Below are 21,563 nucleotides of genomic sequence, written 5' to 3' on the forward strand. Positions count from 1 at the left end.
CTGAAACCGTGTAAGAAATGGACGGAGTTTTTTGAATTTATAAGAATATAGATATTGTGGCGGTTTGCCATAATATAAGTGTATTCGCGCTATTCAATTCGGTTTTAAAATGCTTGTTATAAAAGCGATTCTATCGCCAGAGTCCTTTTTTGCAAACTTTAGGAGGATGCAATGATGAAACGATTCGGTATTGCACTGCTGCTCATTCTGGCTATGGCCATGAGCTTCGGTTGTGCTAAAAAACAGGTAGCTGTTACCCCTGAAAATGCCTCTGGCTCCACTGCTGTTGTTGAAGCACCTGCTGACAACTACAATGATAGTGGTTCCATGACTATGACATCTCAGGTTCAGGAAGGACAGCTCTCAGAAGAAATTACAGCCGCTGCTGTTGTAATGGCTGACGCTCCAATCTTCTTCGACTTTGATAAATTTGACATTAAGCCTGAGTACCGCACAGTACTCAAGCACAATGCTATGATGCTTAAAAAGTACCCTATGATGCGTGTTCTTATTGAAGGCCACACAGACTCACGCGGTACTTCCGAATACAACCTTGCACTTGGTGAACGCCGCGCACGCGCAGTTCAGGATTACCTGATCGTTCTCGGTGTACAAGCAACTCAGCTCGAAATCGTTTCTTACGGTGAAGAGCGTGGGGCAGTTCAGGGTTCAAGCGAAGCTGCTTGGGCTAAGAACCGTCGCGCAGAGTTCAAACTCATCAAGTAATATACCTATTATTTAGTATATTAGTATAAGGCGTTTCCTTCGGGAAACGCCTTTTTTCATGCCCTCTGTAGCTGCTTCTCCCTTTTTAATGGGTTGGTTACAGCTAAAAATCGAAGAGCGCACAACAAGCTTTGTGTACTTGAAAGAATCTGTGTGCCTAGCGTCTCAACGCGTTTGCATTGAAGACAGAACGCAAAAAAGCCGGCAAAGGAGTAAATCCATTGCCGGCTTTTTTGCGCTTGAGAAAATATCTGAACGAGAAACGATTATTGCTTTTTAGCAGTAGTTTCCGTTGCTGTTGCAGCTTCAGTTGCTTTCATCTTTTCGCGAGTCTCTTCGATGTAGCCTTTTACTTTGTCAGACAGCTTCCACTCTGCGTACATGGAAAGCCAGTTGCCAAAGTCGAGGAAGTTCTGATCAAGCTGAGACTCATGGCCTTCAACCCACATGCTGAACAGATGCATTTCGAACTGGAAGGTAGTGCTGTTGAAAACACGCTCTGCCATGCCTGCTTTCATGCTGTTACCGTCAAGCTCTCCAGAGATATGCACAATAACTGCTTCGCGGGAGGTTTCCGGAGTGATTTCTTTGTTGTTAAGTGCATCAGCAAGAGAGTGGATATGTGGCCAATTCTCGCGGATACGCATGTCTGCTTTTTCAGGGATACGTATGAAGAGCTTTTCGTCTTCCTCTTCGCTAATGAAGTAGAAACGTAGCCAGTTCTCAAAAATAAGAACTTCGCTGATAGATTTAACTGCCTTAGAAAATTCTGTAACCGCCATGTGGCACTCCTTTCTCTGTTTCTCCCCAATGACGGGGTACAAACAACTATGGTCATTGAATGACCATACGTCAAGTGACTTTTTTCACAATCAGTATCTATGTATATAAGTGACACAATACATGGTGGTTTTTCTCAATTTCCAACCATTGCGGAGTTACTTCTTTACATACAGGCATGACCTGCTTGCAACGTGGATGAAATGGACATCCCTTAGGTAACGTTAATGGACTTGGAATATCTCCGTCCGGTACGCTGCCAGCACTGCGTCTTTTCGGGACAGGTGCCGGAATGGCTTCGAGCAGCATTTGAGTGTAGGGATGTAATGCGTTATCAAACAGCGCCTGAGCGCTTGTTAACTCAACAAGGCGTCCAAGGTACATAACGGCGATTACGTCGCTCACATGGCCTACAACGGCTAAGTCATGTGATATGAACATGTATGTCAGCCCGAAATCGTTCTGTAGCTCAGTCAAAAGGTTCAGTACTTGTGCCTGTACCGAAACATCCAATGCAGAAACAGCTTCATCGCAGACAATAAAATCTGGATTTAAAACTAGCGAACGGGCAATAGCGACACGCTGCCGCTGGCCGCCAGAAAATTCATGCGGGTAACGAGCATAATGTTCAGCACGCATACCAACACGTTCCAATAGCTCTGTAACAACTTTTTTACGGTCAGCAGAGCTGCCGACTCGATGGACATCCAATGCTTCCTGAATGCTCTTGCCGATACTTTTTCGCGGGTTCAGTGATGATACAGGATCTTGAAAGATCATCTGGATGCGTTGCGGTAAGGAACGGGTTGTCTTGTGGCTTCCGTGCCATATGGATTCGCCTTCCAGAAGAACGTCACCGGAAGATGGCGGAAGTAAATGGGCAACAATTTTTGCCACCGTGGATTTACCGCAGCCGCTTTCCCCAACCAGTCCTAAAGTTGTGCCTTTTTCGATGGTAAAACTGACATCGTTAACAGCCGTCAGTTCTCTGGGAGCCGCTGAAAACAAAGGCTGTTCTACGGAAAATTTACGAGTAACATTTTTAAGTTCTAAAAAAGTTGTAATGCTCATCTCTCCAATACGTTAGTGTCCAACGGTTTCATAATAACAAAGTGTTACTGAGTTAGCAAAAAACTATCAGTACGACTGATGATTAGAAAACGTGCCCAGAACGCTTTATTGACAAGGTTTTTGAAATGAGCCACTTTCCACCTCCGAGGAACAAACATGGCAAAAAAACGTAATAGAAAACCACGTCCACCTTTACCGGCACCAAGCTGGTCAAGCATGCTGTATGCAAAAATTGAAAAGAAATACATCGGCATGTTCCGCTTTCTGCTCGAAGCACAAGATAACCTCGGCTATGCAACCGTAGTCGATAACTATGACTGTGTGCTTAAGATTACCTTCTCGCCGCATCAGGAACGAGAAATGCGCGCGTTCCTCAAAGGAATGCAGCAAACAATTCCATTTGAAGTTTTTGAACGACCTGTGGAGTAAGCTCCGCAGTTGGTTTTTAGTATATATATGTATGGGTGTGAGTTTAGGCCTCCGGCGGTGCTTATCAGTAGATGCCTCTGGCGGCTTAAGAACCTCGCTCTGCTGTCTTTATCCGTAGAACTCGAAGACTCGTTAACGGCTAAAACTTGCAAGAGGTTCTTAAGAATCTCCAGAAACCTTTATTATGCGATAACCGTTTGTTGATTAATTCTTCACGCGGCTTGAATCCACTTACTTGAATAGTAAAAAGGCTGTCCTTCATATGAAGGACAGCCTTTTTTATTTTACGAAAGGTAGTGGAGCAAAGCCTTGAGGTCACATAAGCAACGGGCGTATCTCGCAGATAAAAGTCTTTGGAGAGTCCAGAGAAGCCTTTCTACAGAAAGGTTCTTTGGCCGCCGGAGGCAAGTTCCGCTGACAAGCGCCGTCGGAGACCAATAGCCCGCAGGGCAGCAAGCTACAGCTTTTGTCTGTAGTTAAGCGATTGCCGCAGCGTTGCTTTGTCCACAAACTGTACGTCTGATCCGAGGGGAATACCTTGCGCGAGCCGGCTGACACTGATGCCAGGAAACTCCCGTTTTACAAGCTCCTTGATGTAGGAGACGGTGTTTTCCGCTTCAATAGTGGTGCCGAGCGCGAAGATAATCTCGGTAATGGAGCCTTCGAGAAGGCGTGATTTCAATTTATCCAGTTCCAGCTGTTCAGGGGTAACGTTTTCAAGCGGCGCAATGAGTCCGCCGATGATAAAGTACTGCCCTTTGTAGAAGCCGCCCTCTTCAAGTGCGAGCATTGCATCCCATTCCGGCACGATACACAGGGTATCGGTCGAGCGGTTTACGTTGATGCATATGGCGCATGGGTCGGTGTCTGACAATGCGCCGCATCGATCACAGAGATACAGTTTGTCTCGCAGGTCATGGATATTTTGTCCAAGATCGCGGGTTTGCTTTTCCGGCCACTTGAGCAGCGTCATAGCAAGTCGCTGTGCAGATTTGGGACCGAGTCCCGGCAGCTTGGAGAGTTGTCCAACTAGAACTTTAAGCGGTTCAGGGAGCTGTTGCACTGGTAATCCTGACTTAGAACATGCCTGGAATGTTCATGCCGCCGGTAAGGGCGCCCATTTCACTCTCAGCCATTTCTTTAGATTTACGCAGTGCGTCGTTAGCAGCAGCAAGAACGAGGTCCTGCAGCATTTCAACGTCTTCAGGGTCTACAGCGTTTTTGTCGATAACAATGGAGCGAATTTCCTGTTTGCCAGTGCAAACAACAGTAATCATGCCGCCACCAGCAGTACCGGATACTTCGCGGTCTGCAAGGTCGTCCTGAAGTTTAGACATTTTTTTCTGAAGCGCCTGAGCCTGACGAAGCATATCGTTCATTCCACGCATGGTAGTCTCCTTGAGAATGTAGTATTTGAAGTAAGCAGAAATCTAGGTCTGCATATTTTGCACAATAATAGGGGCACGCCCCGTTCACCGGTAACAGTATACTATTTCCGGCTTGGATCGTCTTTATGTTTGAACGTAAGCAGCTCTGCACCTAATTCTTCTTTCAGAAGGAGTGCTGCTGGATTCGATTCAATGTCTTCTTTTAATTCGTGGTAGCTGCGCACTTCTGATTCAGGTTCCTGCAACGTTACGGCAGTTGTACCGTACCATTCTTTAGCACGTTGTGTGAGTAGCACAATTACGTCTGTGCTGTTCAACATATCATACTGAGTACGCCCTGCAGCGGTAATCTGTAGGGTGTCGTCGAAACGTTTGCCAGTGGCCTTAGCGAGGTATTGTAAGCTTTTGCCGCCCGTCTCGTCCTGCTTTTGGCAGGACTCTAAGAATTCGCTCCAACGGGTAAGATCGGACGGCTGATTATTGCTTGAAGCATCTCCTCCACCGGAAGATGGAATGTCCGGAGGCGCGCTCATGCTGTTGTTAGCCCCGCCATACTCCGGTGGAAGCTCCATAGGTGGAGAATCCATTGGCGGCATAGACGATGGCATGTTGTTCTGCACCGGTGGACGCTGCTGCTGCTGTTGCTGCTGTCTGTGCGGTGGTTCTTGTCTATGAGGCGGTTGCTGCTGACGCTGCGCTTGTTGCCTGTGTGGCGGCTGGAGTGCTGATTGAGCAGGAGCTTGCGGAGCTTGAGCCTGCTGCGGTGCAGCCTGCGGTTGTTGCGCCTGTTGTGGGCGTTCCTGCTGCGTCTGCTGCATATGGGAAGCGGCTTGTTGAGGCGCTTGCTGGTTCATCTGGTGGCTAGCCTGATTGGTGGCTGAATGATTAGCCGATGGAGTAGCCTGATGACTGGTCTGATGACTGGCCTGGTGATTTTCCTGCTGTGCTGCCTGTGGTGCACTCTGCTGAGGAGCTGGACGTTGTCCTGCTGGCTGCTGAGGTGTGCCGGTTCCACGAGAAAGTGATTCTGTTGAAATAAGTTTTGGCAGGAACGCAAGGTTCAGCAACAACAGTTCAAGTGCCATTGCAGGTTCAAGGCTTGTGAGTACGCGGCGTTGACCTTCAAGCGTCAACTGCCAGCAAGCGTGCACGTGAGACAAAGCAAACTGTGGTGCCATTTCCAGCCATTTCTGTGCTTCAGCCTCTGGTAGATTGAGAAGCGGTAACGCCTGTGCGCCAGCCTGTTTAAGCATAAACAAGTTGCGCCATGTGTTGCCAAGCTCGCGAAGGAAAAAGCCGATATCAACGCCTTGTTCCAGGATGTCACGAATCACCTGCGAAAGGGCGATCACATCCTGATTCTTCATGGCGTCCATAACGCTAAAGAAAAGTTCCTGTCCTGCAAGACCAAGAATAGAGCGGACATCCGCCACTTCAAGACGATCATTCCCCAGAGCCAGAACCTGTCCAAGTAGGGACATGGAGTCACGAACAGACCCTGCCGCACGGCGTGCGATAAGACGCACTGCTGCTGGATCGAATTCGAGTTTTTCCAACCCGAGAATTTTTGTCAGATGATCTACAAGTTCCTGCTCGGTGAGCATTTTGAAGGTGTAGTGCTGACAACGGCTGATGATAGTGATGGGGAATTTGTGCGACTCTGTGGTGGCAAGAATAAACGTAACGCCCTTTGGCGGCTCCTCAAGAGTTTTGAGCAGCGCGTTAAACGCGTCACGGGTGAGCATGTGTGCTTCATCGATAATGAAGACTTTGTAGCGGCCTTCCATTGCTGCATAGCCGATAGATTCACGCAGTCTGCGTGCGTCATCGATGCCTCGGTTGGAAGCACCGTCAATTTCCACCACATCTACATGCATGCCCTGTGTAATCTTTTTGCAATGTTCGCACTCGTTGCAAGGCTCGTTTGTAGGAGCATTTTTGCAGTTAAGTGCCTTTGCGAAAATACGGGCAATGGTTGTTTTGCCGACACCGCGGGTGCCGCTAAAAAGATAGGCCGGAGCTACTTTGTCTTCTTTGGCTGCGCGGGAAAGAACAGCTTTTACTGTTTTTTGTCCTGCAACGTCGGCAAAGCGTTGTGGTCTGTAGGCTGTGGTTAATGCTGCTGTACTCATTATGGTCCTGCAAATTTCAAAAATTTGGAATTTGTGTGTTCGGGGATTGTGTATTCAAAACAAGGAATACGCAAAAAGAACTACAATTAGTCACGCTAAAAAAAAAATAGGGCAAAGGCAAGATGAACCCTTGGTACAGACGGTTTCACTCATTATTTTTTGCATTCGCGAAGAAGTTGATAAAACAAGGCAGTGCACTGTTGTAATTGTAGGTATTACTTTAATGCAAAAGTTATGGAGTGTACTTTTACAAGATATTACTATTAGAAGTAGCGTGCGCAGTGCAAACTGAAGTTGTTAAAGGATGATCATCGGGGTTTAATTTTTACGTGAAATAACGTAGTTCTCTTTTGAAATAAACGGCAATAATGCTGTGGTGCATGTATTTTTCCCACGAGTGACGTATGAACAGGCGATCTTTTTTACGACATATTTGTATTGCATCTGCGATTGCAATACCATGCAATGCTTTTGCTGCTGAGTTGATCGAGACGGATCTTCAAGAAGAGCATGGTCAGTTTGATTTGCATGTAAAAGACTACATTTCGAAGATGAGTCATTTTGATTCTGCGCATCCCGACGATGTTGTGCTTAAAGATGAAGAGTTAGAGCTGCTTAAAGAGTGTACGACAAGAATTACTCGTGTGATGCGCACAGTCGGATACGGAAATTTTAATCTTGTTAGTGTTGATCAGGCCTTTACTATTGGAAAACAGTACTCACGCGTTGGCGCGTTCTCCGATAAAGAAAAGGCATTTCTTGAAAAAATATTTTACTACGATGCTAGTGTATTAGGTTTTTACGGTGATAAACCTATTACTGCATTTACCCAGACCATAAAACGCAAGAATGTCATTAAAATTCGCAACAGCGGGCACTATGTATTTAGGGGACACCCATTTGAGGTGTGGAAAGAAATAAAAAGTGCTCTCTCTTCTGATGTGATTTTGACATCCGGCGTGCGCGGTGTGGTGAAACAATTCCACTTGTTCCTCATGAAAGCGAGCAGTAACGGTGGGAATTTGTCTTTGGCATCACGCTCGTTAGCTCCTCCGGGCTACTCCTTCCACGGCATCAGTGACTTTGATGTTGGGCAGCGAAAATACGGAAAATCAAATTTTACCTCCCGTTTTACTGAAACTCCTGTGTTCAGCAAATTAAGCAAGCTTGGTTATCTGACACTGCGATACCCCAGAGAAAATTTGCTGGGAGTACGGTATGAACCCTGGCATGTTAAGGTGAATTTATAATGCGACTGTTACTATCATTTATATTTGTTCTCATGATGACGGTGTCTGCCTTTGCGCAGAATCCGTTAGATTTTTCTTTGCATAAGCTTGGTAGCGATGCTGAGGGGCCAACAATTCTTGTTGTTGGCGGTATTCAGGGTGATGAGCCGGGTGGTTTTAGTGCTGCCGGTATGATTGTTTCTCACTACAAGATCACCAAGGGCAACGTGTGGGTTGTTCCAAACTTAAACTTTTTGAGCATTATCAAAAGTTCCCGTGGCTCATACGGCGATATGAACCGTAAATTTGCAATGCTTGATAAGAAAGATCCGGACTATTCTTCCGTTCAGCGGATAAAAGAAATTATCCGTAATGACAAAGTCGATATGGTTCTTAACCTGCACGACGGTAGCGGATTTTATAGTCCAAAATACATCGATAAGTTACACAATCCTCGCTACTGGGGACAGTGCGTCATTATTGATCAGGAAGCGATAACGCATCCAAAATTTGGTGATCTGAGCAGCATGGCACGGATTGCTGTCAAAAAAGCGAACACCGAGTTGCTTAAAAAGAGTGACAAACTTCATTTGAAGAACACCCGCACTCGCGAAGGTGATCATGAAATGGAAAAGTCGCTTACCTACTATGCCATTAAACATGGTAAGCCTGCTTTCGGTATCGAAGCCAGTAAGTCTTTTATGACACCGACTCGTACATACTATCATCTTTCAGTGCTTGAATCTTTCTTGAGGCAGGCTGGTGTTGAATTTTCACGCGATTTTGATATGAACCCGCGTTCGATCAAACAAGCCATGTTCAGTCAGGTTAAACTGGCAATGTACGGCGGAAAATTACAGCTCGAACTGGATAATGTTCGTAAGTATCTCAAATACGTTCCTATGAACAAAAGTTTAGCGAACAAGTTTGAAGCATCCAAGCCGCTGTTAACCATGGTTGATGCCCCGAACGGCTACAAGGTTTACTACGGGAACAGAAATTTGACGAACCTGTCGCCTCAGTTCTTTGAGTTCGATGACAGTCTTTCTTCATTACAGTTGACTGTGGACGGAAGAGACCAAGAAGTCTCCATGGGTACCATCATCGACGTGGGCAGTCATTTTAGCGTTAGTTCTTTGAAAGGCTATCGATTCAATATTATTGGATACGTGGCACCGAATAAAGGCGCAGAATCAGATGTGCTCGTACGAAAGAAAGATCTTGCGAAACGTTTTTCCCTCGATAAGGGCGGACGTGTGTATCGTGTCGAAGTATATCGCGGTAAAAAGTTCTCCGGTATGGTGCTCGTGCGGTTTACCAAAAACAACGCGCTTGCTGTACGGTAGCAGTCTACGTTGAGCTGCCTCCGGCAGGTCTGCGACGCTTTTTACTATTGTCTCCGACGGCTGGGCTGAAACTTTTTAGGAAAAGTTTCCCCCAGACCCCCTTCAAAAACTTTTATTATGCGAAAAACGCCCGTAGAATATTTTCTGACGCGGCTTTATTCCACTGACTTGAATAGAAAAAGGGCTGTCCTTCATATGAAGGACAGCCCTTTTTTATTAGCAGAAAGGTAATGGAGCATAAGCCGCGAAGTGTTGTAACCAACGGGCGTATCTCGCTAATAAAAGTTTTAGGAGATTCTTAAGAAGCCCTTTTTTAAAAGGGTTCTTAAGCCGCCGGAGGCAATTTTTGTATATAGTCGTTAGCGGATGTAATTAGGAATATTCATAAAGACTTCGCGAGTAAACGAGGTCATTTTCTCCATAATCCACGGGAATGCTATGAGCAGCGATACAAAGATCGCGATAATTTTAGGCACAAAGGTCAGGGTTTGTTCCTGTACCTGTGTTGCTGCCTGAATGATGGATACGATCAGACCGACAATAAGACCTACGAGCAGCATAGGCAGCGAGATCATGAGCGTAAGCTCGATTGCTTTACGGGCATAGCCGATAACGAATTCGGGTGTCATGTTTCATATCCTCACAATAGGAAGCTGTTAACGAGAGAGCCGGTGAGCAGGCTCCAGCCGTCTACCAGAACGAAAAGAAGCAGTTTAAACGGCATAGAAACCATCATTGGCGGCAGCATCATCATACCCATCGCGAGAAGGATACTCGAAACAACCATGTCGATTATGAGGAACGGTACGTAGATGAGGAAGCCGATGGTAAAGCCTGTTTTAAGCTCGCTGATGACGTAGGCTGCTGCCAGCATCATGGTAGGAACTTCAACCTTTGATTTTGGTCTTTCCATTTTACTGATGGAATAGAACAAAGAAAGATCTTTTTCGCGTGTATGCTTAAACATAAACTCTCTAAGAGGCTTTTGTGCCTCGTCCAGAGCTACTGTGAAGCCTATTTCTTCGCTTAGGTAGGGTTGCAGTGCATTATCGTTAATTGCCATGCCCACAGGGCGCATGATGACGAAAGTCATAAAAATAGCGAGGCTTGCCAGAACCTGAGACGGTGGCAGCTGCTGCGTTCCTAATGCCTGACGCAAAAAGGAAAAAACGATGATGATGCGGGTAAAGCTGGTAACTGTCAGCATAATGGCTGGTGCCAGTGACAGAATAGTGAGCAGGAACAGGATTTCCAACAGAACGGATACATTCTCCGGTTCTGATTGACCTGCGCCTAATGCCAGCGAAAGGGATGGCACTGCAAGGTCCCGCGCAGCAAACGCTACAGCGGGAACCAGCAGTAATAAAGCACTAAGAGTCAGAATCCGCGTTGCGGAGCTGCCCCATAAATTTTTTAAATTCTTCCGAGTCAGAGGAGTGGCTAGAGTCATCTTCCGCTTCCGTTTCAGATAAAAGGTTGATCTGGTGGTCTGTGACCCCCAGTAATAGCCTTTTATTCAAGAAGCGTACCACGACTAATTGCTTTTTAGGAGCAAGGTGGAATCGTTCTTCCACATCCAAGGTGCGTTCGCCGCCTTTTTTGCCCCTAAAGCCTTTATTCATGCCAACTTTTCTAACAAACCAGAGCAGTCCGTAGAGCCCACCTAAAAGTAGCAGCAGGATGCCGATGGACTGAACATAGCTTCCCCAGCCTACCACTTCAGGGACAGCGGGCGACGTTCCGTTGACGATATCACCGGAAGAATCGATAGCCGCATGGGCTGCTGTCACAAAAATGTTATGCAAGCTGCTTAACCCTTTCGATCGGACTGATGATATCAGTCAGGCGCACACCGAATTTTTCGTTAATAACAACAGCTTCGCCACGAGCGACAAGCTTGCCATTAACAAAGATTTCAAGTGGTTCACCTGCTAGTTTGTTGAGTTCAACAACAGAACCCTGACCAAGCTGAAGCAGTTCGTTGATGAGCAGACGGGTACGACCGAGTTCTGCGGAAACATCAAGTGGAATGTCCAGAATGAAGTCGAGTTCGTGCTTTCCAGCTTCAGGACGGATGGCTTTTGCATCCTCTGTCAAATCCTTGAACTCAGCTTCGTGAGCTTTGCTGGAGAGTACGCTCTGCTCTTTTTCCTTCTGAATAACTTCTTGTTCTTCAGAGGCAAGTGCTGCTGCCCATTCTTCTGCAAGCGCTTCGTTCTGACTCATATTCTGAGTTGCGCCAGCTGTAGGTTCATCATCCTGCTCTTCAAGAGCTGCCGCCCACTGTTCAGCCAGTAAATCCTGATTCACGTCTTCAGACATAGTAACCTTCCTTATCTGAAAGGGAGTAATAGCTAGTTAAATTACTGGATAACCAGTTCTGTAAAATACACACGTACAACTTTAGAGCTGCCAATAATCTGGTTGAGTCGGGTCACCAGTTCATTTTTAAGCAAGATTTTGCTCTCGAGAGAAGCAAGGTCTGCGTATGACTTGCTGGAAAGAAGCAGAATAACTGCATCACGCACTTTTGCGCTTGAGGTTTCCAGTACTTGTGCAGCATCCGAACTGGCAACTTCAACATCAAGAGTAAGCTTGATGTAGCGTCGCCCGAGCGGGTCAGAGAGGTTTACAAGGAAACTTGGCAGGGTGACCACTTGTGAATCAGCTGGATCAATATCTTCAAGCTGGACATCCTGAGGGTCCGCCGTTTCGGTAGAATTCTGGAAGTACGTTGTGTACGCGAAGTACCCGCCGCCAGCCAGAAGCAGAAGGACTAAAAGCATGATGACCCATTTCATCTTTCCGCTTTTTTTATTTTGATCTTTTCCTTCTTCAATCACGATACAGCTCCTTTGCAGTTTCTTGCAGCAATCTCTTATGAGTAGCGTCCAAGACGCTGGGTTGTTTTAATCAAAATCTCTACTCGTCTATTCTGCGCACGTCCGTACTCTGTCGCGTTCGACTCAAGTGGCTTGTCTGCACCGTATCCGCTTACTGAAAAACGTCTCGGTTGTAGCCCTGTTGCCAAAAAGTATTCGAGTACAGCCATCGCTCTTTTTCCGGAAAGTGGATAGTTGGCTGCATTGCTGCGACCTGTATTATCTGCATGACCGGAAATGTTTGTATCTGCGGATGTGTATTGCAACATCAGCACTACTTGAGAGAGTAGTTTTTTTGCAGAAGGGGTTAACTCGTAACTGCCCGGTTTGAAAACGAGATCATTTGTAAGGGCAATTGCAAGGCCTTCCGGCTTTTGAAGGATGCGTAAGTTACGATCCAACGTACTCATGTCAATATCCGGCGGCAGTACGTCCTCCGGAAATAACAAGTCTTTAATTCTGTCTCGCTGTTCGAAAGCAGACTTTGGATCAGCTACAAGTTCCAAGATAAGTTTAATGCGCTGCGGCACTCGTCCAGAACCATGGTAGTTGATAACTCCCAAACCGCGTTCGAACGGGTTAATCTCAATAAGCATTGTCTTATCCATAGAAGACATACTGAGAATGAGTACAAAGAATGTGAGCAGCAAGGTCACAAGGTCAGAGAAGGTGATGAGCCACGCAGGGACGCCTTCCGGTTCTTCTTGTTTTTTTTCACGAGCCATTCGTTATACTCCGTCCTGCATTGAACCGGATACACTGGAAACCCTGTCTCCGCCATCGTTTACGCTAAGATCAAATTTGAAATCTTTGAAATCAAATTCCTTTTTCTTCTTTGGCGCTCCGCGGGTTAAGTCTTCAAGCTTTTTGATCCACTGCATATTGCGTTTATCCAACACAATATCTACGCGTCTGTTTTTCTTTCTACCTTTCGGATTGTTATCACTCCAGCGTGGATGATAGTTGGCAAAAGCCTCCACCATCATCTGGTCTGTAGGGATTCCGCGTCCTTTCAGGTAAGTGTAGACGCTCATTACGCGCATGAAAGAGAGGTTCCATGTTGGGGAAAGCTCTGCATCACGCGTAAAGGAAACTTCATATTTCTTACCGGCTTCATCGCGCAATGCGGATGTGTGTCCGGCAAGCAGCAGCGGATGTTTGATCCGCAGCATCCAAGGCATTATGCGGTTTAACAGCACAACACCTCTGTTGCTTAATTGCGTGGTGCCTGGGGTGAATAGAACATCTTCGCTGATGGAGAAAATTTGAACATACTGGTTTTCCTGAAAGTTCAAGTCTTCTTTGTCATCTTCCCACAAAAGGTCTTTAAGTGGAGAGAGATCATCAGTTTTCAGTTCCATCGGTCCCGGATCAACAATACGCTGAGCATCAGTCTGAGTGGCGGGGTTCAGGTTGCCATTACCTTCACCGAACGCGCCAGTAACGGACGTCAGTACAATCAGCTTTCGTCTCTCATCCGTAACCGACATACTTACAAGTAATACGAAGAATGTAAGCATGAGGGTCATCATGTCTGAGAACGTGATGAGCCAGGAGGCGCCGCCGCCTTCTTCTTGTTTCTTTTTACGTTTAGCCATTACGTACTCCCGTTACGATGAAGTATGGGAGCTGCTATGCAGCATCAAGACGGTCGCCAATTGCCTGGAAACAAGAAAGCTTTTCTTGAATAATACGCGGGTTTTCACCACGAGAAATTGCAAGCACGCCTTCGAGCTGCATTTCTTTAATACGAATTTCGGAGTTACTACGAGACTTGAGCTTGCCAGCCATAGGAATGAACACAAGGTTAGCAAGACATGCGCCGTAGAAGGTGGTGATAAGCGCAACCGCCATAGCAGGACCAATGGAGCTTGGATCGCTCATGGTTTGCAGCATCTGAACAAGGCCGATAACTGTACCGATCATGCCCAGTGCCGGTGCGTATTCACCGAATGATTTAAGAATATCCTGCCCGTCGCTATGGCGGGCTTCTGTATTGGCAATTTCAGATTCTAAGATTTCCTGAATCGCCTGCGGCTCAAGGCCGTCGACGGTCAGTTGTAAACCCTTTTTAAGGTACGGGTCTTCGATGCCGCTGATGATTGGTTCAAGAGAAAGGATACCTTCTCTACGAGCGCGGTCAGCGTAATCTTTGAATTGATCAATTGTTTCCTGCGGGGACAAATCTTGAGCAAAAAGTGTTTTTTTGAAAACACTTATTACGGAAACAACGCGCTTAAGCGGATAGTTTACAAGCGTTGCACCAATGGTTCCGCCCATAACAATAAGTAGTGACGGTACGGAAACAAAGATAAGAAGACTGCCACCCATCATGATAGCAGAGAGAACCAGACCGAAGGAAATTACTATCCCGAGAACCGTTGCCAAATCCATAGAATACTCTTTTTTCGCGTGTTAATAAGGACGCGGGCCGAAAATTTCTGTTCCTATACGTACAAATGTGGCGCCTTCTTCAATTGCCTGCACGTAGTCCTGTGTCATCCCCATAGAAAGGTGTTCCATAGGAACGCCAATGCGGGTTGAAAGCTCATCGCGCAGTTCGCGCAAATTGCTGAAGAAAGGACGTGCCTCTTCTGCAATACAAGATGCTGGTGGCATTCCCATTAATCCGCGGATACGCAGGAGTGGAAATGCTGCAACCTTTTCGGCAAGTTCAAAAAGTCCGTCTTTATCAACGCCGGATTTTTGTGCTTCGTCGCCAATGTTAACCTGAAGCAAAATATCCTGAACTTTTTTCTCACCGTCCAAACCGGAAACGGGAAGCATCTCCATGCGGTTTTGCAGTTTTTGTGCCAAGGCCAAACGATCGATGGAGTGAATAAGGGCAAATTTCCCAGCAACATCTTTGGCTTTTTTAGACTGCAAATGGCCAATAAAGTGCCAGTTGATGGTAAGTTCAGCGAGCTCTTCCTGCTTAGCAAGAACCTCTTGAACGTAATTTTCACCAAAGTCTAATTGGCCGTGTTTGTTGAGAATTTTAATAGATTCGGCAGGGTGGCGTTTAGATACAGCAATGAGCTTTACATCTTCAGGATTACGTCCCGCTTTACGGGCAGCATCCGCCACTTTTTCAACGACAGTATCGTAACGGGCAATAATTGCAGCACCGTCAACATGACATTCATTCATAGTTCTCTATCCATTTTTCCGGCGGTTATTACCCCTCGCCGGTCAAAGTAAGTACGGGGTTTTGACACCCCTAATAAAAAAGGCGGCAAAAGCCGCCTATGTTCGCTGATGTGGAGCAGCTAGGAAGAAGAAAGACCAAGAAGGCGCATAAAGCCTACGTCTTCAGTCCATCCCTCGCGTACTTTTACCCACAGTTCAAGGTGAACTTTCTGGTGCAGCATTTCCTGAAGCTCTTTACGTGCTTCAGTGCCGACCTTTTTAAGGTTCTGACCCTGCGCGCCGATTACCATAGATTTATGGCTCTTGCGTGAAACGTAGATAACAGCGTTAACGAATACTCGTTCGCCGGTGTCATCCCATTTTTCAATTTCAACAGCGCAGTTGTATGGAAGTTCCTGACGCAGTTCCATGAAGAGCTTTTCACGTACAACTTCAGCAGCCATAAAGCGTACTGGTACAGTGGAGAGCTGGTCTTCAGGGTAGAGTTTTTCAGAAACAGGAAGGTGCTTCTTAAGGTACTCAAGCATAGGATCAAGGCCATCTCTGCGCATTGCAGAAACAGGGAAAACTTCAGCGTTAGGCCAAAGAGCACTCAGCTTTTCGAGAAGCGGAAGCATCTTAGCTTTATCGCGGAACTTGTCCACTTTGTTGACAGCAACTACCACAGCACGTTTTTCGTTGAGAATTGCTTCTTTCAACGGTTCGATATCTCTATCAAATGTACCAGGACGGTCGACGTACTGTGAACCATCCAGAACCACCATAACTACATCCGCACCACTAAGGGTGTGCCATGCAGTCTGCAGTAAAATTTTGTTCATTTTACCACGAAGCTGGTGAATACCAGGTGTATCCATAAAGATAACCTGGGAATCTGGGCTGGACAGGATACCGCTGACCTGATTTCGGGTAGTTTGTGGCTTAGGGGTAACGATAGCTACTTTCTGCCCTAAGTATGCGTTAAGCATAGTTGATTTACCCGCATTAGGAGGTCCCATCATGGCGACCCAACCGCAGCGGTGTTCTGTGTTACTCATATTATATATTTCTCCATCAATTTTCTGACAAATTAGTTTGCTTAGATGTGTAATAGGACTTCGTATAAAGTCAAGAAGTCATATTCGAACATACGCTCGTTGAGGCAATACAGCAAATGGAAGATTATGGAAAAGTTCGGGCTGGATGAGGCGTAGGGGGAATCGAAGCAAGGATGCAGAATCTAGCTAGAATTTCTGCATCCTTGCGTGAGGAGACTCTCAGCCATTGCTGGCAGGAGCGTCTGGACATAGTGACATGTCGTCAAAATGTCTTGTTGCTCACAACAAGCGGTAAAACCGCAAGCGGAAGACGTTGTGCGCAATAACTGACTGTAACGCGAATTATGTAGAGCGGCAAATGGTATAACGGTTTCATATATACGAAATAGCAAGTTTTCTGTCTTAAATGAGAGTAAATACCTATAGATAGGGGTGTAACTGCTCGTTTCGTTAACTTTTGTGTTTTTATTAGCAGGGGTTTTGGGAGAGAGATTGCTGCTGTTTAGGCTGAAGTAGCGTGAATATGTGGTAGAAAAACACTGTGCTGAGTCAAATTATCGAGTCAAAGAGTGGAAAAGAGATTGAGGAATGAATAGCAAAATTTGAATAGTAAAATTTGAAGAGTAATACTTGAAAGAAGAGATGCTCGAATGAGTGATAATGAAGTGGTGACGGAGTGCAGAATCTTTTCTCACCTGTTTCCGAGCGGTACGTGCAGGGTCAACTATCTGGAGCCCAAGGCAGCGTGTGGTACGAAAAACAGCACGAAAACTGATGAGAAAAGATTCTACACACCGCTTAAAAGTATCTACTTGGTGAATAAGGAACAGGGAAAGAAGTGCGAGCAAGTTAATACCCTGAAAAAATGTTTGTGACATTTGATGGATAAAAAACAAACTTCCCAAGGAACCAAGGAACCAAGGAACCAAGGAACCAAGGAACCAAGGAACCAAGGAACCAAGGAAGATTAAAACACATGAGATGTGACCGCGTGCTTTTTGTATAACGAGTAAAGAAAAGTTGTCAGAAAATGAAAAAGAGTAGTTTTGAACGATAAAAGGCTGTCCCACTATATTGGAACAGCCTTTTTTATTTATGAAAGGTAGTGGTGCGTAGCCGCGAGCCTCGTAAGAAACGTGCTGGCCTCGCAGATAAAAAATTTAGGAGATTCTTAAGAAGCCCTTTTTAAAGGGTTCTTAAGCCGCCGGAGGCAACCTGCTGGAAGCGCCGCCGGAGGCAACAAAAACAAAAACAAAAAAAGCCCTAGCAACCGCAGATTATTTCAGTAACGGCTTTGCAACTTGGCTCATCCGGCATGAACATGGTGCCGTTGATGGCAGTTACTGGTCGCATGCCTATGAGAGAATTGAGTACGTAAGCGTATCTGAAGTTCCCTAAAGAATACGAGCGCACAGAACAGTCGTAAATAGGCAGGATTGATCGTGCTGCTTCAAGTGCAATGGACGGAAGCTTCATTTTGCCGCCCGGCAGGCAGAATCGTTCCCCGTCTCCGAAAAGGAGCGCAGCTGTGGTGGTTTCGGTTACGAGATTGTCGCGTGCAAGCAGCACAGCATCATCGTACCCTTTTTTGATGGCGGAACGGCGTTGAAGCCAGTTGTACATGTAGTTCATTGTCTTATGCCCGAGCAGCGGATGCTGAACTCCGTCGGTGACGGTGCAGACACGATACTGTTTTTCCGAAAGTGGTGTGTAGGGCGCAGCAGTGATGACAGGGTCTACAGCCTCGTTTTCATCAATGAGTCCAAAAATATTAACACGAGCAATTTGGTCACTAAGGTTGTTCCGCTTAATAACTTCCATTGTAAGCTCAGCAAAATCTATCTGCGGGACAATAAATCCCAACTTTTCAAGCGAACTTTCCATCCGGTCTAGATGTTGGTTGAAAAAACATAGGCTTTTTCCGTTAAACAGGATGGTCTCAAAGATTCCTGCTCCAAAACGAAAAGACGGAGCAGCAATATTTTGCGTTACTCCGTCGTCATGGTATTCACCGGCTCTGTAGTAGGTCATGTAGATAGCACCTTTCGAAACTTTTCAGCTTTAGCGATAGTTTCTTCAAATTCTAGCTCCGGAACTGAATCAATTACCAGCCCACTTCCTGCAAAATACCGGAACTTTTGTATTCCACTATGGTCATGTGTAAACCATCCGGTACGAATTGCAATACTTGAATTCATTGTAGTTGGGTTTTTAATATGGAGAAAACTGCCGCAGTAGAGGTCACGGCTGTGCGGTTCTAATTTTTCAATAATCGTCATTGTTCGTAACTTCGGACATCCCGTTATGGAGCCGCCGGGGAACGCATCAAAAAGAAGATCAAGGCATGTGGATTCTGCCTTAAGCGTGCCGCGCACGACGGAATACATTTGCAGCATATTGTCTACGGTGAAAATGTCTTTGTGGCGCTCTACGGTTACAGAGCCGTACTCACAGTGTGTGGAAATATCGTTGCGAACCAGATCGACTATCATGGAAAGTTCGGCACTTTCTTTTGGTGACTCGCGCAATTCTGTGAGCAGTTCTTCTGAAAATTCGTCGAAAGCAATGGTGCCTTTGATCGGTTCGGAAGTAATTAAGCCATCATCGACACGCAGGAAGCATTCAGGGGAGGTGGAGATGATCTTTGCATCTTCTGAAGAAAACCATGCGTAATATGCTGCCGGATAGTTCTGCCATAAATGCATGAATAGTCCGATGGCATCACACTGCTTTTTGTTGTCACTGGTGCAGATTACGGATGTGCTGAAGTTTTCCGGTACGGTCATTGAAAAGGAAGAAGAAAGACAAAGCTGGTAGGTGTCACCGTTACGAATGTGTTCGAGTACGGCTTTCACACCATCGATGTACTCTGTTTTGCTCATGGAAGGCGTCGGGGTAGAAAATGTTGCGCTTTCAGGAAGTAGTTCTGTGCTGAGAGGTGGCGTGGTGCATAAGTTTTTAAGGCGTTGCAGCCTGCGCTTGTCCGCTGTTTCTAATGCTGAGCACTCAAGGAAGCCTGTGGAGAGATTGACGGTGATGAGGATTTCGTATTGGCGGAAGTGTCCCAGCGGCAGTTCGTTCTTTTTTTCGGACGCTATCCCGCGCTCTTTTAATCCGTAAGTGTAGGAAAGGTACCCGAGAGTTTCGTTGCCGGAATCAAAACAGAAGGATTTTATCTGATCTCTGGTGGTTTCCGGTTGAACAATGAGTTCTGTCGTGGGATCTATGCCGATTATGCACGTATTCGCAGAACGGCGAAGCGGTGCATCTTCTTCAGTAACGCCGGACAAAAACATATCCGCGTCGAAAATGGTTGCGAATCCATTAAATAGTGCAGCAAGTTTCTGTCGCTGCACTTTGCCTGCTTCAAGAAAGACCGAAAAAGCGCGTTGCATGGTGAATGTACCACTCACCCTGTTCCGTTAAGAACGATTCAGGATGGAACTGAAGCCCCATGATAGGGCGGTTTTCATGTTCAATAATCATAGGAATCTCTGTTCCTGACAAAGTGGACGTTACTCTTAATCCTTCTCCAATGGAAGAAAGATATAGTGAATGATAGCGGGCTATTGTTCGTAACTCGCCATCTATTTCAAGCAAGTCTGTTTTGCCGTGCACACAATTTGGCAGTCTATCGGTCGTACCGCCGTAATAGTGATTGATGATCTGCATCCCCATACAGATACCGAGCACGGGTTTACCACTTTCAAATACACAGTCGTATGCATCGTATTCGACAGGATGACCGGGCCCGGGAGAAATAACAATTAGATCGTATTGTTCTAATGAGCACGCTGATAATGCAGCTCCGTCTTTGCCGTACGAAAGAATGTCCGGAACGAAGGAAGTTGCCGTAACCAGAAGATGCTCAAGGTTTCGGGTGAAGCTGTCGTTGTTGTCTACTAATACAATGCGCACTATTTATTCCTGCTACAGTTCCTGCTCAATCCAGATAACGGCAGCTTGTCTGCCAGTAACTTTATCCCGACGGTAGGAATAAAATTCGTCTTCAAGCGTTTTGGTACAAAGGTCAAGACCGAAAATTTGCTCTTCCGGAAGTCCGGCAAGGTGAAGTTGATGTTTGGTGAGCTGCCATAAGTTCATTGTGTTTGTTTTTCTGCTGAACCAGTCCGCCCACTCCACGCCCCATTCATGCTCAAAATTAACAAACTGTGCCTCGGCAGGTCCAAGGCTCGGGCCACGGACTGCTAAAACATCGACGGGCTTAATACCGTATTGCTTACAAAAATTGCGTACTCCGGAAACGGGGAACGCAATGCGGTTTCCACGCCATCCGACATGGAGAGCGGCTATGTATTTGCCGCTTTTGTGCGCAAGAAGAATAGGTTGGCAGTCTGCTGTTTTGATGACGAGCGCTTTGGAAATTTTGTCTGTTGCACTGCCATCTGCTTCCAGCTTTGCAGGTTCTCCTGCGGGAGTTTCCGGTGGATCAAAGACGAGCGTGTCATCATGCACCTGCTTTAATTCGCACCATGACTGGATTCCCAATTCTTTTTGCAGGCGTATACGATTGTATACAACGTGTTTTGGGTTATCGCCCACATCTAAAGAAATATTGCTGGACATAAACGCGCCGGTGCTTTCGCCGCCTAGGCGGCTTTGAAAGAAACAGCGCACATGGGAAATGCCGGGGAACGCAAATTCAATTCCGTTTAAAGCCATCGCAAAGCCTCCTCGGTACATAAAGCATGCATTGCCTGATCCCAAGGGTCAGATTCTAATGCTGGGACTACCTGAAAAGAATAAGCCAATCCTACAAAGGTTGCATGATTAAAAGCCGGTTTATGCAACATTCTGTCGTAGTATCCGCCTCCGAATCCAAGCCGGTTTCCGGCGATATCAAACCCTACGCCGGGAACGATAATGAGGGAAGGTGTAAAGCTTGGAGAATTGTATTCAATAACAGTGCAGTGGCTGCGAGGCTCGAGAATTCCATAGGTGCCTTCTTCAAGGTCATGTTCCCCTTCACAATGGACAAGGGACATTTGGCCTAATTCTTCATCGCATCTAGGCAGAAGGAGCGTTCTGCCGGAGCTCCAAATGTCATTTAACAGCAAATCTGTCCGAACTTCATTGCGGATAGGAGAATAAATGATGACTTGCTGTGCTTTTTTCCACACATCGTCAGCCATTAAATGGTGCTGTGCGCGGATGGAAGCTTCCTGTACGAAAAGCTCATCAAGATTTTTTCGTTGATCAAGGAGGTTTTTGCGCAATTTTGCTTTTGTCACCGGTCGCTCCTGAAGAAAGATTAAGAATTAGGTAAAGAATATGAGATTCTCTTCAACTCTGCCTAGCACTTGTATCGCAGATATTCAACGGCTTTGATATATCACGACACGTTCAAAGAGAAAAATAGCTTCCAACGGTTG

At 46.1% G+C, this 21,563-nt stretch carries 24 protein-coding genes; 4 read left to right on the forward strand and 20 right to left on the reverse strand.

Annotation, left to right across the window (positions count from 1 at the left end; all coding sequences use genetic code 11):
• The first annotated feature begins 171 nt into the window (after window positions 1-171).
• Complete coding sequence (pal, locus tag MKHDV_RS04995) at window positions 172-726, forward strand: peptidoglycan-associated lipoprotein Pal (protein ID WP_160712881.1); 555 nt, start codon at window positions 172-174, stop codon at window positions 724-726.
• A gap of 266 nt (window positions 727-992) precedes the next feature.
• On the opposite strand, the gene MKHDV_RS05000 is transcribed toward pal, so the two are convergent.
• Both MKHDV_RS05000 and MKHDV_RS05005 read right to left on the reverse strand, forming a co-directional pair.
• The gene (locus tag MKHDV_RS05000) at window positions 993-1,508 is read right to left on the reverse strand and encodes a hypothetical protein (RefSeq protein WP_160712883.1); all 516 of its coding nucleotides are present in this window, start codon (window positions 1,506-1,508) and stop codon (window positions 993-995) included.
• A 97-nt stretch (window positions 1,509-1,605) separates the two neighbouring features.
• Window positions 1,606-2,577: an ABC transporter ATP-binding protein gene (locus MKHDV_RS05005; RefSeq protein WP_160712885.1), complete on the reverse strand. Its 972-nt coding sequence runs from the start codon at window positions 2,575-2,577 to the stop codon at window positions 1,606-1,608.
• Window positions 2,578-2,733: 156 nt separating this feature from the next.
• On the opposite strand from MKHDV_RS05005, the gene MKHDV_RS05010 reads away from it, so the two are divergent.
• On the forward strand, window positions 2,734-3,006 hold the full coding sequence (locus MKHDV_RS05010; RefSeq protein ID WP_160712887.1) for a DUF4911 domain-containing protein: 273 nt from the start codon (window positions 2,734-2,736) through the stop codon (window positions 3,004-3,006).
• Window positions 3,007-3,463: 457 nt separating this feature from the next.
• On the opposite strand, the gene recR is transcribed toward MKHDV_RS05010, so the two are convergent.
• The 3 genes from recR to dnaX form a co-directional block, all read right to left on the reverse strand.
• Complete coding sequence (gene recR, locus MKHDV_RS05015) at window positions 3,464-4,069, reverse strand: recombination mediator RecR (RefSeq protein WP_160712889.1); 606 nt, start codon at window positions 4,067-4,069, stop codon at window positions 3,464-3,466.
• 13 nt (window positions 4,070-4,082) lie between these two features.
• Window positions 4,083-4,394 (reverse strand): YbaB/EbfC family nucleoid-associated protein, encoded by a 312-nt coding sequence (locus MKHDV_RS05020; protein ID WP_160712891.1) that lies wholly within the window; start codon window positions 4,392-4,394, stop codon window positions 4,083-4,085.
• Between the two features lie 101 nt (window positions 4,395-4,495).
• Window positions 4,496-6,526: a DNA polymerase III subunit gamma/tau gene (gene dnaX / locus MKHDV_RS05025; protein WP_160712893.1), complete on the reverse strand. Its 2,031-nt coding sequence runs from the start codon at window positions 6,524-6,526 to the stop codon at window positions 4,496-4,498.
• A gap of 404 nt (window positions 6,527-6,930) precedes the next feature.
• On the opposite strand from dnaX, the gene MKHDV_RS05030 reads away from it, so the two are divergent.
• The gene (locus MKHDV_RS05030; protein ID WP_160712895.1) at window positions 6,931-7,776 is read left to right on the forward strand and encodes a M15 family metallopeptidase; all 846 of its coding nucleotides are present in this window, start codon (window positions 6,931-6,933) and stop codon (window positions 7,774-7,776) included.
• Window positions 7,776-9,101 (forward strand): M99 family carboxypeptidase catalytic domain-containing protein, encoded by a 1,326-nt coding sequence (locus tag MKHDV_RS05035; protein ID WP_160712897.1) that lies wholly within the window; start codon window positions 7,776-7,778, stop codon window positions 9,099-9,101. The genes MKHDV_RS05030 and MKHDV_RS05035 overlap by 1 nt, the downstream gene beginning before the upstream one ends.
• A gap of 359 nt (window positions 9,102-9,460) precedes the next feature.
• Here the strand turns inward: MKHDV_RS05035 and fliQ are convergent, their stop codons facing one another.
• The 15 genes from fliQ to MKHDV_RS05110 all read right to left on the reverse strand — a co-directional run bounded on the left by fliQ (window position 9,461) and on the right by MKHDV_RS05110 (window position 21,422).
• Window positions 9,461-9,730: a flagellar biosynthesis protein FliQ gene (gene fliQ / locus MKHDV_RS05040; protein ID WP_160712899.1), complete on the reverse strand. Its 270-nt coding sequence runs from the start codon at window positions 9,728-9,730 to the stop codon at window positions 9,461-9,463.
• Window positions 9,731-9,741: 11 nt separating this feature from the next.
• Window positions 9,742-10,551: a flagellar type III secretion system pore protein FliP gene (gene fliP, locus MKHDV_RS05045; RefSeq protein WP_254060418.1), complete on the reverse strand. Its 810-nt coding sequence runs from the start codon at window positions 10,549-10,551 to the stop codon at window positions 9,742-9,744.
• Window positions 10,472-10,906, reverse strand: a complete 435-nt coding sequence (gene fliO, locus MKHDV_RS05050; RefSeq protein WP_160712901.1) for a flagellar biosynthetic protein FliO — start codon at window positions 10,904-10,906, stop codon at window positions 10,472-10,474. The genes fliP and fliO overlap by 80 nt, the downstream gene beginning before the upstream one ends.
• Window positions 10,899-11,423, reverse strand: coding sequence for a flagellar motor switch protein FliN (fliN, locus tag MKHDV_RS05055; protein ID WP_160712903.1), 525 nt, complete (start codon window positions 11,421-11,423; stop codon window positions 10,899-10,901). The genes fliO and fliN overlap by 8 nt, the downstream gene beginning before the upstream one ends.
• 41 nt (window positions 11,424-11,464) lie before the next feature.
• On the reverse strand, window positions 11,465-11,944 hold the full coding sequence (fliL, locus tag MKHDV_RS05060; protein ID WP_160712905.1) for a flagellar basal body-associated protein FliL: 480 nt from the start codon (window positions 11,942-11,944) through the stop codon (window positions 11,465-11,467).
• A gap of 35 nt (window positions 11,945-11,979) precedes the next feature.
• Entirely contained in the window at window positions 11,980-12,708 is a 729-nt protein-coding gene (locus MKHDV_RS05065) for a flagellar motor protein MotB (protein ID WP_160712907.1), read from the reverse strand.
• A gap of 3 nt (window positions 12,709-12,711) precedes the next feature.
• Entirely contained in the window at window positions 12,712-13,581 is an 870-nt protein-coding gene (locus MKHDV_RS05070) for a flagellar motor protein MotB (RefSeq protein ID WP_160712909.1), read from the reverse strand.
• A 34-nt stretch (window positions 13,582-13,615) separates the two neighbouring features.
• Window positions 13,616-14,377 (reverse strand): motility protein A, encoded by a 762-nt coding sequence (locus MKHDV_RS05075; protein ID WP_160712911.1) that lies wholly within the window; start codon window positions 14,375-14,377, stop codon window positions 13,616-13,618.
• Window positions 14,378-14,398: 21 nt separating this feature from the next.
• The gene (locus MKHDV_RS05080) at window positions 14,399-15,133 is read right to left on the reverse strand and encodes a YggS family pyridoxal phosphate-dependent enzyme (protein ID WP_160712913.1); all 735 of its coding nucleotides are present in this window, start codon (window positions 15,131-15,133) and stop codon (window positions 14,399-14,401) included.
• Between the two features lie 119 nt (window positions 15,134-15,252).
• Entirely contained in the window at window positions 15,253-16,170 is a 918-nt protein-coding gene (gene era / locus MKHDV_RS05085; protein ID WP_160712915.1) for a GTPase Era, read from the reverse strand.
• 1,263 nt (window positions 16,171-17,433) lie between these two features.
• Window positions 17,434-18,201, reverse strand: coding sequence for an aminotransferase class IV (locus MKHDV_RS05090; protein WP_160712917.1), 768 nt, complete (start codon window positions 18,199-18,201; stop codon window positions 17,434-17,436).
• Window positions 18,198-19,565 carry a chorismate-binding protein gene (locus MKHDV_RS05095; RefSeq protein ID WP_160712919.1) on the reverse strand — a complete coding sequence of 456 codons (1,368 nt, stop codon included), beginning with the start codon at window positions 19,563-19,565 and terminating at the stop codon, window positions 18,198-18,200. Before MKHDV_RS05095 ends, MKHDV_RS05090 begins: the two co-directional genes overlap by 4 nt.
• Window positions 19,537-20,088, reverse strand: coding sequence for an aminodeoxychorismate/anthranilate synthase component II (locus tag MKHDV_RS05100; protein ID WP_160712921.1), 552 nt, complete (start codon window positions 20,086-20,088; stop codon window positions 19,537-19,539). The genes MKHDV_RS05095 and MKHDV_RS05100 overlap by 29 nt, the downstream gene beginning before the upstream one ends.
• A gap of 12 nt (window positions 20,089-20,100) precedes the next feature.
• On the reverse strand, window positions 20,101-20,853 hold the full coding sequence (locus MKHDV_RS05105; protein WP_160712923.1) for a polyphenol oxidase family protein: 753 nt from the start codon (window positions 20,851-20,853) through the stop codon (window positions 20,101-20,103).
• Window positions 20,844-21,422: a 5-formyltetrahydrofolate cyclo-ligase gene (locus MKHDV_RS05110; protein ID WP_160712925.1), complete on the reverse strand. Its 579-nt coding sequence runs from the start codon at window positions 21,420-21,422 to the stop codon at window positions 20,844-20,846. The genes MKHDV_RS05105 and MKHDV_RS05110 overlap by 10 nt, the downstream gene beginning before the upstream one ends.
• Between the last annotated feature and the right edge of the window lie 141 nt (window positions 21,423-21,563).

This window comes from Halodesulfovibrio sp. MK-HDV (assembly GCF_009914765.1).
Classification (GTDB): Bacteria; Desulfobacterota; Desulfovibrionia; order Desulfovibrionales; family Desulfovibrionaceae; genus Halodesulfovibrio.